Origin of the sequence: Alcaligenes sp. (genome assembly GCF_050255915.1) — a bacterium.
In the GTDB taxonomy this organism is placed as follows: domain Bacteria; phylum Pseudomonadota; class Gammaproteobacteria; order Burkholderiales; family Burkholderiaceae_B; genus Alcaligenes; species Alcaligenes aquatilis.
On sequence record NZ_JBFWIQ010000002.1, the window covers coordinates 71270 to 84328 of the forward strand.

At 54.7% G+C, this 13059-nt stretch carries 14 protein-coding genes; 2 read left to right on the forward strand and 12 right to left on the reverse strand.

Features of this window, described 5'->3' with window-relative positions; translation table 11 throughout:
* Window positions 1-2 precede the first annotated feature (2 nt).
* The 12 genes from rpsS to rpsL all read right to left on the reverse strand — a co-directional run bounded on the left by rpsS (window position 3) and on the right by rpsL (window position 10823).
* Window positions 3-278, reverse strand: a complete 276-nt coding sequence (rpsS, locus tag AB7E06_RS02595; RefSeq protein WP_003803039.1) for a 30S ribosomal protein S19 — start codon at window positions 276-278, stop codon at window positions 3-5.
* A gap of 12 nt (window positions 279-290) precedes the next feature.
* Window positions 291-1118: a 50S ribosomal protein L2 gene (gene rplB, locus AB7E06_RS02600; RefSeq protein WP_042489246.1), complete on the reverse strand. Its 828-nt coding sequence runs from the start codon at window positions 1116-1118 to the stop codon at window positions 291-293.
* 1 nt (window position 1119) lies between these two features.
* Complete coding sequence (gene rplW, locus AB7E06_RS02605; RefSeq protein WP_003803043.1) at window positions 1120-1416, reverse strand: 50S ribosomal protein L23; 297 nt, start codon at window positions 1414-1416, stop codon at window positions 1120-1122.
* Window positions 1413-2033 (reverse strand): 50S ribosomal protein L4, encoded by a 621-nt coding sequence (gene rplD, locus AB7E06_RS02610; RefSeq protein WP_094198176.1) that lies wholly within the window; start codon window positions 2031-2033, stop codon window positions 1413-1415. The genes rplW and rplD overlap by 4 nt, the downstream gene beginning before the upstream one ends.
* Before the next feature lie 3 nt (window positions 2034-2036).
* Window positions 2037-2711, reverse strand: a complete 675-nt coding sequence (gene rplC / locus AB7E06_RS02615; RefSeq protein ID WP_003803046.1) for a 50S ribosomal protein L3 — start codon at window positions 2709-2711, stop codon at window positions 2037-2039.
* 240 nt (window positions 2712-2951) lie between these two features.
* Window positions 2952-3794, reverse strand: a complete 843-nt coding sequence (locus tag AB7E06_RS02620; RefSeq protein ID WP_108728302.1) for a quaternary amine ABC transporter ATP-binding protein — start codon at window positions 3792-3794, stop codon at window positions 2952-2954.
* On the reverse strand, window positions 3791-5725 hold the full coding sequence (locus AB7E06_RS02625; protein ID WP_427954984.1) for a glycine betaine ABC transporter substrate-binding protein: 1935 nt from the start codon (window positions 5723-5725) through the stop codon (window positions 3791-3793). Before AB7E06_RS02625 ends, AB7E06_RS02620 begins: the two co-directional genes overlap by 4 nt.
* Window positions 5726-5996: 271 nt before the next feature.
* Window positions 5997-6308 (reverse strand): 30S ribosomal protein S10, encoded by a 312-nt coding sequence (gene rpsJ / locus AB7E06_RS02630; protein ID WP_003803053.1) that lies wholly within the window; start codon window positions 6306-6308, stop codon window positions 5997-5999.
* Window positions 6309-6453: 145 nt separating this feature from the next.
* Window positions 6454-7644, reverse strand: coding sequence for an elongation factor Tu (gene tuf, locus AB7E06_RS02635; RefSeq protein WP_094198179.1), 1191 nt, complete (start codon window positions 7642-7644; stop codon window positions 6454-6456).
* Between the two features lie 77 nt (window positions 7645-7721).
* Window positions 7722-9824 (reverse strand): elongation factor G, encoded by a 2103-nt coding sequence (gene fusA, locus AB7E06_RS02640; protein ID WP_094198180.1) that lies wholly within the window; start codon window positions 9822-9824, stop codon window positions 7722-7724.
* Between the two features lie 17 nt (window positions 9825-9841).
* Window positions 9842-10312 (reverse strand): 30S ribosomal protein S7, encoded by a 471-nt coding sequence (gene rpsG, locus AB7E06_RS02645; RefSeq protein WP_094198181.1) that lies wholly within the window; start codon window positions 10310-10312, stop codon window positions 9842-9844.
* Window positions 10313-10451: 139 nt separating this feature from the next.
* A complete protein-coding gene (rpsL, locus tag AB7E06_RS02650) occupies window positions 10452-10823 on the reverse strand; it encodes a 30S ribosomal protein S12 (protein WP_042489490.1) in 372 nt (123 codons plus the stop codon).
* A gap of 420 nt (window positions 10824-11243) precedes the next feature.
* Between rpsL and AB7E06_RS02655 the strand changes: the two genes are divergently transcribed.
* Window positions 11244-11948 carry a response regulator transcription factor gene (locus AB7E06_RS02655; RefSeq protein WP_094198182.1) on the forward strand — a complete coding sequence of 235 codons (705 nt, stop codon included), beginning with the start codon at window positions 11244-11246 and terminating at the stop codon, window positions 11946-11948.
* Between the two features lie 10 nt (window positions 11949-11958).
* Entirely contained in the window at window positions 11959-13050 is a 1092-nt protein-coding gene (locus AB7E06_RS02660) for a FecR family protein (protein WP_094198183.1), read from the forward strand.
* Window positions 13051-13059: the final 9 nt, after the last annotated feature.

The window sequence follows — 13059 nt, forward strand, 5'->3', positions numbered from 1 at the left end:
ACTTATCTCCGGGCCTTTTTGTCCGCAGCGTGACCCTTGAACGTACGGGTCAAAGCGAACTCGCCGAGCTTGTGGCCAACCATGTTCTCGTTGATGTAAACGGGAATGTGTTGACGGCCATTGTGAACGGCAATCGTCAGCCCAATGAACTCGGGCAGGATGGTAGAGCGGCGCGACCAGGTTTTGATTGGTCGCTTGTCGTTACCCACAACGGCTGCGTCAACCTTTTTGATCAGGTGAGCATCAACGAATGGGCCTTTTTTAATCGAACGTGACATAGTGTTCGCCCCTTACTTGCGCTTACGGCGCGAAACAATCATGTTGTCTGTGCGCTTGTTACGACGGGTGCGGTAGCCCTTGGCAGGCGTACCCCATGGGCTGACTGGCTCACGGCCTTCACCCGTACGACCTTCACCACCACCGTGCGGGTGATCGACTGGGTTCATCGCCACACCGCGAACGGTAGGACGAATACCACGCCAGCGAACAGCACCGGCTTTACCGATTTGACGCAGGCTGTGATCGTGGTTGCTAACTTCGCCAATCGTGGCGCGGCAGTCGATGTGGATGCGGCGAACTTCACCGGAACGCAGACGTACTTGAGCGTACGTGCCTTCACGAGCCAGCAACACAGCGGAACCACCAGCGGAACGAGCGATTTGAGCACCCTTACCAGGCAGCATCTCGATGCAGTGAATGGTTTGACCCACAGGAATGTTGCGGATAGGCAAAGTGTTGCCGGAACGGATAGGAGCTTCCGCGCCAGAGACAACCGTTGCACCCACTGCCAGACCACGAGGGGCGATGATGTAACGACGCTCGCCGTCTGCGTAGCACACCAATGCGATGTGAGCGCTGCGGTTAGGGTCGTATTCCAGACGTTCTACTTTCGCAGGAATACCGTCTTTGTTGCGACGGAAGTCGACAATACGGTAGTGCTGCTTGTGACCGCCGCCACGGTGACGAACCGTGATGTGGCCGTTGTTGTTACGGCCAGCACTGCTGGATTTCTTTTCCAGCAAAGCCGCGTAAGGAGCGCCTTTGTGCAGTTCAGGGTGAACTACTTTGATCATGCCACGGCGACCTGGCGACGTTGGTTTTACTTTTACCAATGCCATATTAGTTCACCTCAGAAAAGTCGAGTTCCTGACCGGGCTTGAGCGAGACATATGCCTTGCGCACACTGCGGCGGCGACCCATGAAACGGCCAAAGCGCTTTTCTTTGCCCTTCTGATTGAGCACCTGCACCGACTCAACTTCTACCTTGAACAGCAGTTCAATAGCAGCTTTGATTTCAGGCTTGGTAGCATCAGGAGCGACGCGGAAAGCGATTTGCTGATTTTTTTCGGCAACGTACGTGGCTTTTTCAGTCACGACAGGAGCCAGAATGACTTGCAATAGACGTTCGGCGTTCATCCCAACATCTCCTCAAACTGAGCGACAGCCGCTTTGGTGACCAACACTTTTTTGTAGTGGATCAGGGACAGCGGGTCAGCGTAGCGTGGCTCAACCACAGCAACGTGAGGCAGGTTACGCGTAGCCAAGTACACGTTCTCGTCCAGCGCGTCGGTGATGATCAGCACGGATTCCAGGCCCAGGTCTTTCAGCTTGTTGGCTGCCAGACGAGTCTTGGGTGCTTCCAGAGTGAAGGAATCAACAACCAACAGACGCTCGTCACGGACCAACTGAGACAGAATCGCGCTGATACCGGCGCGGTACATCTTCTTGTTGACCTTGTGCGTGTAGTTTTCTTCACCGGTGTTGGGGAATGCACGACCGCCTCCACGCCACACGGGCGAGGATGTCATACCAGCACGAGCACGGCCAGTGCCTTTTTGGCGCCATGGCTTTTTGGTGCTGTGGTTGACTTCGGCACGAGTCAATTGCTTGCTGTTACCGCTGCGAGCATTGGACTGGTATGCAACAACGATCTGGTGAACCAGAGCTTCGTTGAATTCACGACCGAAAACGGTTTCGTTGGCCTGCAATGTGGATGCAGCTTGGCCTTGTTCGTTCAGGAGCTTCAGTTCCATGGATTAGGCTCCTTTCACAGCAGGGCGCACAACGATATTGGCATTCTTGTGACCTGGGACAGCGCCCCGGACCAACAACAAGCCACGCTCGGCGTCGACGCGGATCACGTCAAGATTCTGAACCGTACGGGTAACATCACCCATATGGCCCGACATTTTTTTACCTTTGAACACACGGCCTGGATCCTGGGCTTGACCAATGGAACCGGGTACGCGGTGCGAGCGCGAGTTACCGTGGCTGTTACGCTGGCCGCCAAAATTGTGGCGTTTGATGGTACCGGCAAAGCCTTTACCGATCGTGGTGCCCGTAACGTCAACCTTCTGACCCGCTTCGAAAATGCTTTCCACAGCAACTACGGAACCGGCGGAAAGCTCGGCGATAGCAGCAGGGTCGAGGCGGAATTCTTTCAGGATGCTGCCAGCTTCAACGCCAGCTTTTGCATAGTGCCCTGCCTGGGGCTTGGTAACGCGTGTTGCACGGCGGGTGCCAAAGGCAACCTGTACAGCGGCGTAACCGTCAACTGCGGGCGTCTTGACCTGGGTGATGCGGTTGTTGGACACGTCCAGCACGGTCACAGGGATGGACTCGCCTTCCTCTGTAAACACACGGGTCATGCCAACTTTACGCCCAACAAGGCCCAGCCGCCACGCGGCAGGCGTAGGTGTCGAGTTCGACATCGTTTTCTCCATTCCTGACTACGATTGGTCAGGGCTAACTGAGAGTACACGCAATGATTTGCGCGACGACCATAGCCAAAACTTTTTGGCTAAGCTAGTAAATATAGCACGCGGCTGTAAAGCCAAGCAAGATTTACTGCAAAAATCTGCCCTAAACTGCTTGATTGACAACAGTTTTTTCGGATTTGGCCGTCGTGGCTATGCGATCACGATCAGAAAAATTGATTCATGATCAATTTTCTATTGATGTGCCTTATTCACAAAACGGGCGACGTATTCGTTCACTGGTTCATCACGAATTTGAGCCGGAGTACCGCTTTGTTCCACCCTGCCCTCGCGCAACACCACAATATGCTGACCCAAGCGCAATGCCTCATCAATATCATGCGTAATAAAGATGATGGTTTTGTTCAGGCTGCTTTGCAGGCGTAACAGCTCGTCCTGCATCTCGTAGCGAATCAAGGGGTCCAGCGCCGAGAAGGCCTCGTCCATCAGCAGGATGTCGGCATCCACAGCCAAGGCACGTGCCAGACCGACCCGTTGCTGCATCCCCCCTGACAATTCATCGGGGTAGTTATCGGCATAGTCGTGCAAACCCACACGCTCCAACCATTGCCGAGCCTGCTCCCTGGCTTGCGAGCGTTTGTCGCCCCGTACCTCAAGGCCGAAAGCAACGTTCTCCACCACTGTTAAATGGGGCAGCAAACCAAAGGCCTGAAAGACCATGCTGATTCCATAGCGGCGAAATTGCCGCAAGCGGGCCAAGTCCAGCTGCAATATGTCCTGCCCGTCTACCAACACCTGCCCGGCGCTTGGATCGATCAGGCGGTTAATGTGACGCACCAGGGTGGATTTACCTGAACCGGATAAGCCCATCACGCAGGAAATCTGCTGCGCAGGAAAACAGGCATCCACACCTGCCAGCCCCACAATGCAATCCGTCTGCTTTTGTACGGCCTGTTTGTCGGCCCCCTGCTTTAACAACGCCACCGCTTCCGTCGCCCGGCTGCCAAAGACTTTATAGACATCTCGCAACTCTATCTTGCAGGTCTGCTCGCCCGAGGGGGTAGGTATGGTATTCATGCTTGCCTCCTGACCTTGCGACGATGACGCTGGGAGCGACCAAAGGATTGAGAGATTCGGTCAATAACAATAGCCAGGATCACGATCGCTACTCCCGCCTGCAAGCCACGCCCTATATCCAGGGTCTGAATGCCGGCCAGTACGTCTTCACCCAAACCTTGGGCACCAATCATGGAAGCGACCACCACCATGGACAGTGCCATCATCGTAGTTTGATTAATGCCCGCCATAATGCTGGGACGTGCCAGAGGCAGAGTCACTTTGATCAGCATTTGCCAACGCGTAACCCCATAGGCTTGTGCCGCCTCCATCACATGCTTGTCCACCTGTTGCAAACCCAAACTGGTCAGGCGAATCAAGGGAGGAACGGCATACACAACAGTGGCAAGAACCGCAGGTACTTTACCCAGGCCAAACAACATCAGCACCGGAATCAGATACACGAAGCTGGGCATGGTCTGCATGACATCCAGCACAGGCGTCAGCACTTTTCTAAGCAGACGGCTGCGGGCACTCAGAATACCCACCGGGACACCGATCAGGACAGAGAAAACAGTTGCCACCAAAACCAGGGTGAAAGTTTGCATCAGCTTGTCCCACAGGCCCATGGCGCCTATCAAGTACAAGCCCCCCACATACAGCAGAACGGGCAGAAAGCGACGCTGTCCCCACCAGGCCAACAAGCCGGTCAAAGCCAGAATCGCCCAGGCAGGCACATGTTGCAAAACGCGTTCTACCGGCAAGATGGCATATGTCAGAATCCACGAACTGATCTGGCGAAAGCCTGTCCCCCAATCTTGCACGGCAACCAACAACTGACGGTTCACCCAATCTGCGGCTGACCACTCCGGGAAGAAGCGGGACTGAGCTGTGGCTATGGGCTTTGTTGCCGGAATATCCAAGGCCGCCTGCAAGCGATCTGCCTGAGCCACCGGCATCCACTGACGCCATTGCTCTGCATTCTCTTTCAGGAATTTCTGGACCTGCGTACTAGCATTTTGCCCACCTTCCGTCATGCCCAAAATGATCTGGTTCATCTGTTCGGGCTCCAGCTGGATCTTTTCAAACAAGGCCACCAGCTCGGGGTGAGACTCCACGAAAGGGGTGGAAACCGCAACCCCTATATTGGCCAAGATGAAATCCGTAGGACAAATCTCGCCCTTGCCTGAGACAGCCGCCTTCCAGCAGGTTTCATTGAAAGGCGCACTGGCTAACTTCTTGAAGGAGTATTTCGCCATCAGGCCCGCAGGCTGCCAGTAATAGAACAGGATTGGCTCACGTCTGTCATAGGCGGCACTGATTGCCGCATCCAGCGCCGCACCCGTACCGGGTCGGAAATTCTGATAGTGTTCGCCCAGGCCATAAAGATCAAATAGGCGGCTATTGAACGTTTCACACACCCAGCCGGACGGACAGTTATAGAAGCGGCCCTTGTCAGGTTGCTCTGGATCACTAAAGACGGCGGCGTAGCGTCCCAAATCCTCAACTTTCTGCAGATCAGGAGCCACTGGCTTGATTCCCTTGGCAGAGTCGCCATCGACTACATAGTCTGGCACATACCAGCCCTGCTCAGCCCCGCCTTTTAAGGTATTGCCCAGCACCTGAACCTGACCGGCTTCAATGGCTTTTTCAATGATCTCTGTGCGTCCGGACCAGATCTCGCCAATCACCTGAATATCATTCTGAGCTAAGGCACTTTCCAGAGCCGCCGAAGAACCCGGCACCCGTTCCGTCTTGCAGCCGTAGGCCTTCTCCAGAATCTGCTGATACAGCTCAGTGCTAAACGCTGCGCTTTCCCAGCTCAGATCAGCCAGCCGTATGGGTTTGTCGTCCGCACACACTTGCGCTGATGCACTGCTTGCCCACAGACATAGCCAGAGTGCCAGGAAATACCACCAGGCCAGGAACGGCTTTCGTCTCCGATTTATCATTCTTGTCCTCCTTAAAGCCTGCACATCGTCGCATTTGTTTCCGGGTCAAAGTGTGTCCGGTCGTAAAAAATATACCAAAACCCCCTTTATCCAATAGCAATGCTGTGATGAATGCGCCACGAAGAGGCAAAGAGCAAGGCTATCGTCCTTTTTAGGGGAATCGAGCAATCGCGGCATCCGCTTCTACATCAGAAACAAATCTACAGACGAAAAAAAACGCCATGCAGTTGCATGGCGTTTCTTTCGATGTATCTCGAACAGCTAGGCAGAATTACTGCAGAGCGATTTCGACGTCAACACCGGCTGGCAAATCCAGACGCATCAGAGCGTCAACGGTCTTGTCGGTAGGATCGACAATGTCCATCAAGCGCTGGTGGGTACGCATTTCAAACTGATCGCGCGATGTCTTGTTGACGTGCGGCGAACGCAGAATGTCGTAGCGACGGATACGTGTTGGCAGTGGTACTGGACCACGAACAACAGCGCCGGTGCGCTTGGCGGTTTCTACGATCTCAGCAGCAGACTGATCGATCAACTTGTAATCGTAAGCCTTCAGACGGATGCGGATTTTCTGGTTTTTCATGGGTAATCCTAAAGAACGATATAAGTGGGGGCTTTGTGACTGGGCTTATCGATTACTCGAAAAGCCCTGAGCAAAAAGCACCCCTTTTGGGGGTAGCAAAGACGCGGCGGGAAGGTTTGCACCTTCACACCGCGATCAAGGCTGATTACTTGATGATTTTTGCCACCACGCCAGCGCCAACGGTACGGCCGCCTTCGCGAATAGCGAAGCGCAGACCTTCTTCCATGGCGATAGGAGCGATCAGGGACACTTTCATCGAAATGTTGTCGCCTGGCAGAACCATTTCTTTGTCTTCTGGCAGCTCGATGGTGCCGGTCACGTCAGTCGTACGGAAGTAGAACTGAGGACGGTAGCCCTTGAAGAAAGGCGTGTGACGACCACCTTCTTCTTTGGACAGAATGTACACCTCGGCGTCAAAGTCCGTGTGTGGCTTGATCGAGCCTGGCTTGGCCAGAACCTGACCACGTTCCACGTCTTCACGCTTGGTACCGCGCAGCAGCAAACCAACGTTATCGCCAGCTTCGCCTTGGTCCAGCAATTTGCGGAACATTTCAACGCCGGTACAAATGGTCTTGACCGTGTCTTTGATACCCACGATTTCGATTTCTTCGCCGACTTTGATGATGCCGCGCTCAATACGACCGGTCACAACCGTACCACGGCCGGAGATCGAGAACACGTCTTCAACAGGCATCAAGAAAGTACCGTCAACGGCACGCTCTGGCGTAGGAATGTAGTTGTCCAGCGCATCGGCCAGAGCCAGAACGGCTTGGCTGCCCAATGGGCCTTCGTCGCCTTCCAGAGCCAGTTTGGCCGAACCCTTGATGATCGGGGTGTCGTCGCCTGGGAAGTCGTACTTGGACAACAGCTCGCGAACTTCCATTTCAACCAGTTCGATCAGCTCTTCGTCATCAACCATGTCGGCCTTGTTCAGGAACACGATGATGTAAGGAACGCCAACCTGACGGCTCAGCAGGATGTGCTCGCGAGTCTGGGGCATTGGGCCGTCAGCGGCCGAGCAAACCAAGATCGCGCCGTCCATCTGGGCAGCACCCGTAATCATGTTCTTGACGTAGTCAGCGTGGCCGGGGCAGTCAACGTGTGCGTAGTGACGGTTAGGCGTCTCGTACTCAACGTGCGAGGTGCTGATGGTGATACCACGTGCTTTTTCTTCAGGGGCGTTGTCGATCTGCGAGTAATCGCGTGCTTCGCCGCCGTATGCCTTGGACAGAACCGTGCAGATTGCAGCGGTCAGAGTGGTTTTACCGTGGTCAACGTGACCGATAGTACCGACGTTGACGTGCGGTTTAGTCCGTTCAAACTTACCTTTTGCCATGATTTATCCCAATTATGTTTTACAGGAAAACAAAAAAATTGTTGAGCAGCCCGCCATAAGGCGGGCTGATATTGCTATTACTTACCGCGAGCGCTGATCACTTCGTCAGCCACGTTCTTTGGAGCTTCAGCATATTGCTTGAATTCCATCGTGTACGTAGCACGACCTTGTGTTTGCGAACGCAGGCTGGTCGAGTAACCGAACATCTCGGCCAGAGGAACCTCGGCCTTGATGACCTTGCCACCACCAACCATATCGTCCATACCCTGCACCATACCGCGACGGGAAGACAAGTCACCCATCACTGTACCGGCGTATTCCTCAGGAGTCTCAACCTCAACAGCCATGGTTGGCTCCAGCAGAACTGGGGAAGCCTTGCGCATACCATCCTTGAAGGCCATCGAAGCGGCCATACGGAAGGCGTTTTCGTTCGAGTCCACATCGTGGTACGAACCGAAGAACAGCGTAGCTTTGACATCCACCACTGGGTAACCGGCAACCACACCCGAAGACAGCGTTTCGCGGATACCTTTTTCAACAGCAGGAATGAATTCGCGAGGAACCACACCGCCCTTGATGGCGTCAACGAACTCAAAGCCGCCGCCTGCTTCCAGGGGCTCCAGCTTGAGGACAACGTGACCGTACTGACCACGACCACCGGACTGTTTGACGAATTTACCTTCAATTTCGTCGCAAGTCTTGCGGATGGTTTCGCGGTAAGCCACTTGTGGTTTGCCCACGTTGGCTTCCACGCCGAATTCACGGCGCATGCGGTCTACCAGAACTTCCAGGTGCAGCTCGCCCATACCGGAAATAATGGTCTGGCCGGATTCTTCGTCGCTGCTGACGCGGAAAGAAGGATCTTCCTGAGCCAGACGGGACAAGGCCACGCCCATTTTTTCCTGGTCGGACTTGGTTTTTGGTTCCACTGCCTGCGAAATCACGGGCTCCGGGAACTCCATGCGCTCCAGAATGATGTGCTGGCTGGCGTCACACAGGGTTTCACCTGTGGTCACGTCTTTCAGGCCCACCACGGAAGCGATGTCACCGGCAACCAGCTCTTTCAGTTCGGCACGGTTGTTTGCGTGCATCTGCAAAATACGGCCGATACGTTCTTTTTTGCCCTTGATAGGGTTGTAGACCGTGTCGCCCGAACGCAGAATGCCCGAGTAAACGCGCACGAAGGTCAATTGACCAACAAAGGGGTCAGTCATCAGCTTGAACGCCAGAGCAGACATAGGCTCTTCGTCGTTGGCTTTACGATGAATAACGTTACCGTCGTCATCCGAACCTTCGACAGGTGGAATATCCACTGGCGATGGCAGGTAGTCGATCACGGCGTCCAGCATGCGCTGTACACCTTTGTTCTTGAACGCGGTACCGCACAGCATTGGCTGAATTTCGCAGGCAATGGTACGTGTACGCAGACCCAGGTTGATGTCCTCTTCGGAGAGGTCACCATTTTCCAGGTACTTGTTCATCAGGTCTTCGCTGGCTTCAGCAGCCGACTCGAGCATTTTTTCGCGCCATTCTTCAGCCGAAGCTTGCAGCTCGGCAGGAATGTCGGTGTAGTCAAACTTCACACCGTTGCTGGCTTGATCCCAGATGATTGCTTTCATCTTGATCAGGTCAACCACGCCCTGGAAGCCGTCTTCAGCACCGATCGGGATAACGACAGGCACGGGGTGAGCTTTCAGACGCAGCTTGAGCTGGTCGTAAACCTTGAAGAAGTTAGCGCCAGTACGGTCCATCTTGTTGATGAAAGCCAGACGAGGCACGCCGTATTTGTTGGCTTGACGCCATACGGTTTCCGACTGAGGCTGAACACCACCCACCGCGCAGTACACCATGCAAGCGCCGTCCAGCACGCGCATGGAACGCTCAACTTCAATGGTGAAGTCAACGTGACCGGGGGTATCAATGATGTTGATACGGTGTTCTGGGTAATTGCCCGCCATACCACGCCAGAAAGCAGTGGTAGCAGCCGAGGTAATGGTGATCCCGCGCTCTTGCTCTTGCTCCATCCAGTCCATGGTGGCCGAACCTTCGTGGGTTTCGCCCAGCTTGTGGTTCACACCGGTGTAGAACAGGATGCGCTCGGTAGTGGTCGTTTTCCCGGCGTCGATGTGAGCCGAGATACCGATATTGCGGTAGCGCTGAATGGGGGTTTTGCGGGCCATGGTTATATGTCCTCAGATTACCAACGGAAATGGCTGAATGCTTTGTTAGCATCGGCCATCTTGTGCGTGTCTTCACGCTTTTTCATTGCACCGCCACGGCCTTCAGCCGCATCGGACAATTCGCCGGCCAGGCGCAAGTCCATCGATTTTTCACCGCGCTTCTTGGCGGATTCACGCACCCAGCGCATGGCCAGAGCCAGACGACGGACAGGGCGTACTTCGACAGGTACCTGGTAGTTAGCACCACCAACACGGCGGCTCTTAACTTCAACAACAGGTTTTACATTATTGATGGCAGCATTAAACACTTCGAGCGGATCTTTGCCGGTTTTCTGCGCAATTTGGTCCAGCGCGCCATAAACAATACGTTCGGCAACAGCTTTCTTGCCGGACAGCATGACCACGTTCATGAATTTGGCCAGCTCAACGCTGCCAAATTTTGGGTCAGGTAGGATTTCACGTTTGGGTACTTCGCGACGGCGAGGCATTTTAATTTCCTTGTGACTATTCAGTTGAACCGCTTTTCGCGGTCTCGGCCATTCATGACAAATGACCACTTACCTACCATGGCGCAAAGGCCACGGTTGCACGGATCCAGATCAGTGAACTGATCGATGGATACATGGATTACTTGGGACGCTTGGCGCCGTACTTGGAGCGGGACTGTTTACGGTCCTTGACGCCTTGCAGGTCAAGAGCACCGCGAACGATGTGGTAACGCACACCTGGCAAGTCTTTGACACGACCACCACGGACGAGAACGACCGAGTGCTCTTGCAGGTTGTGGCCTTCACCACCGATGTAAGAAATAACTTCGAAGCCGTTGGTCAGACGCACTTTGGCGACTTTACGCAGAGCGGAGTTAGGCTTCTTGGGGGTCGTGGTGTATACACGGGTGCAAACACCGCGGCGCTGTGGGCAGTTCTCGAGCGCAGGGCTCTTGCTGCTAACGCGGCTGACTTCGCGCGGTTTACGCACGAGCTGGCTAATGGTTGGCATGACCTTTACGTATCCTATAACGTACTTTACGTACTGGTTGACGTATGTGTTTTGAAAAACGCCGTCCAGTTGGCGGGTTTTGAAACCCTGTACCGGAAGCGGCATTGCGCAATACCACTCCCCATAAAACACGAAAAAGAGCGGTCTTGCACATGGCTTGGGCTTGATTTCAAGCACTCAAAAAGTGCCCGCAGCCCCTAAATTCAGGGCTGCCATCAAATTACTGCAAGGTGTACCGGCAAAGGATCCTTAAAGTAAGCTCTAAAATTTACCACAGTAAACCCTTATAGGTCAACGATTTGGACACCAATCCGGCGGTTTCCCGTTGTCACGGCACACGCATGGAAGCACTTGGTCACTCGCTATCTACATATCGTTATACTGCAGGGCTATTGCACTTCTGCGACAAGGACAATGCCCATGATCATCGCTTCCCTGGAAGACGACCTCGTCCAGGCTGAACTGATTGCCCGGATCTTGACCGAGGCTGGCTATGAGTGTCGCTCCTTTCATCAAGGAAAAGACCTGCTGGCTGCTCTGGCCAAGCCACATGATTTCGGCTTATTGCTACTGGATTGGGAACTGCCCGATGTCAGCGGCCTGGATGTGTTGCGTTGGGTTCGCACCACACTAGGTCATGCTCTGCCGGTTCTATTCTTGACCAGCCGTACCCAGGAAGAGGATCTGGTCACGGGTTTGCAGGCCGGAGCCGACGACTATATTAGTAAGCCCGTACGCAAGGGAGAGCTGGTTGCGCGCGTCAATGCCGCTGTCCGGCGTATGGATTTGAACACTTCGGCCATTCAGGACAGCCGCTTCTCGTTTGCCGGCTATGATATTTTTCCTGAACAAGGTCATATTGTGCTGGATGGTGAAACCGTCACTCTGGCGCCCAAAGAGTTTGAACTAGCCCTTTTGCTGTTTCGTAACCCCGGCCGCCTGTTCTCACGCGATGTTTTAAGCTCCGCAGTGTGGAACCGGGAAATTCCGGCCACGTCCCGTACGCTGGATACTCATCTGTCCAACATACGACGTAAACTTCAACTGCGCCCCGAAAACGGGGTACGCCTGACAGCGTCCTACGCCCTTGGCTATCGCCTTGAACTTTTGACCGACCCTTGCTAGCTCACTTCCTATGATTACTTTGCGTATCGCCGCTCCTCTTGTTTGCGGCCTGCTTTGGGGCGGCGTCGTGTCAGCCCAACCTTCCGGAGCACGTGGCGAGAACTTTGTCTACAAAGTGATGTCCGGTGACACTTTGCTTGATATTTCCCAGACATACACACGCCAAAGCCGGAACTGGTCCGAAATCCAGCGTTTGAATGCGGTGGATGACCCTTATCGTCTGCCCATTGGCAAAGAGCTGCACATCCCGTTTCGCATGATTCCGGAAGTGGCCGCCCCCGCCCGGATTACACACCAAGCCGGCCAGATTCTGGTTAACGGTCAAACACTGGGCGCAGGAACCACTCATTTGCAAGAGGGGGATCTGATCCGCACAGGCAGTAATGGTTACTTGACGCTGGAGCTACAGGACGGCAGCCAACTGAGTGTGCCCGCCCAGGCCTCCTTGAGCGTGACCCGGATGCGTGCCTTTGAGGGTACAGGTCTGACCGACTCGATCATCGCCCTGGATGATGGCGATGTGGAATCGCGCGTATCCCCGGAAAAGACCGGCGTAGGTCGCTTTGAGGTTCGCACTCCCGTCAGCATTACCGGCGTAAGGGGTACAGAGTTGCGTGTGCGTACACAGCAAGGCATGGCACACAGCGAAGTGCTGGACGGCCGCGCAGAGTTAGGAACGCAGCAACGCAGCACCCCCACCGCCCTGAAACAGAACCAAGGTGCCGCTGTGGGAACAGACGGCAATATCCTGGCACTGGCGTCTTTGTTGCCTGCTCCGCAGATCTCCACGCCCGAGCGTCGCGGCGGCCAATGGAGCAGCACGATTCAGGCTGTGCCCGGTGCCCAAGCCTATCTGGTTCAGACCTCCACCGACCCCCAAGGTGCCAAGCTGTTGTCGCGGGCCATCACAACCGAGACCGATATCCAATTCAGTGCTTCGCGTCCCGGCACCTACTACGTCACCGTACGTGCCATTGACCGCCACGGCCTGATGGGTCCGGACACGATCGAAAGCTTTGAAGGCGCTGCCAGCCTGACCAGCTCGGACGGCCAGGCCGTAGCCAACAATTTTGGCGACCCCATCTTGCTGTCTCAGTTCTAAAGCCTGAAC

Coding starts and splice junctions, on each gene's coding strand:
- rpsS (WP_003803039.1), bottom strand. CDS start 278: ATGTCACGTTCGATTAAAAAAGGCCCATTCGTTGATGCTCACCTGATC.
- rplB (WP_042489246.1), bottom strand. CDS start 1,118: ATGGCATTGGTAAAAGTAAAACCAACGTCGCCAGGTCGCCGTGGCATG.
- rplW (WP_003803043.1), bottom strand. CDS start 1,416: ATGAACGCCGAACGTCTATTGCAAGTCATTCTGGCTCCTGTCGTGACT.
- rplD (WP_094198176.1), bottom strand. CDS start 2,033: ATGGAACTGAAGCTCCTGAACGAACAAGGCCAAGCTGCATCCACATTG.
- rplC (WP_003803046.1), bottom strand. CDS start 2,711: ATGTCGAACTCGACACCTACGCCTGCCGCGTGGCGGCTGGGCCTTGTT.
- AB7E06_RS02620 (WP_108728302.1), bottom strand. CDS start 3,794: ATGAATACCATACCTACCCCCTCGGGCGAGCAGACCTGCAAGATAGAG.
- AB7E06_RS02625 (WP_427954984.1), bottom strand. CDS start 5,725: ATGATAAATCGGAGACGAAAGCCGTTCCTGGCCTGGTGGTATTTCCTG.
- rpsJ (WP_003803053.1), bottom strand. CDS start 6,308: ATGAAAAACCAGAAAATCCGCATCCGTCTGAAGGCTTACGATTACAAG.
- tuf (WP_094198179.1), bottom strand. CDS start 7,644: ATGGCAAAAGGTAAGTTTGAACGGACTAAACCGCACGTCAACGTCGGT.
- fusA (WP_094198180.1), bottom strand. CDS start 9,824: ATGGCCCGCAAAACCCCCATTCAGCGCTACCGCAATATCGGTATCTCG.
- rpsG (WP_094198181.1), bottom strand. CDS start 10,312: ATGCCTCGCCGTCGCGAAGTACCCAAACGTGAAATCCTACCTGACCCA.
- rpsL (WP_042489490.1), bottom strand. CDS start 10,823: ATGCCAACCATTAGCCAGCTCGTGCGTAAACCGCGCGAAGTCAGCCGC.
- AB7E06_RS02655 (WP_094198182.1), top strand. CDS start 11,244: ATGATCATCGCTTCCCTGGAAGACGACCTCGTCCAGGCTGAACTGATT.
- AB7E06_RS02660 (WP_094198183.1), top strand. CDS start 11,959: ATGATTACTTTGCGTATCGCCGCTCCTCTTGTTTGCGGCCTGCTTTGG.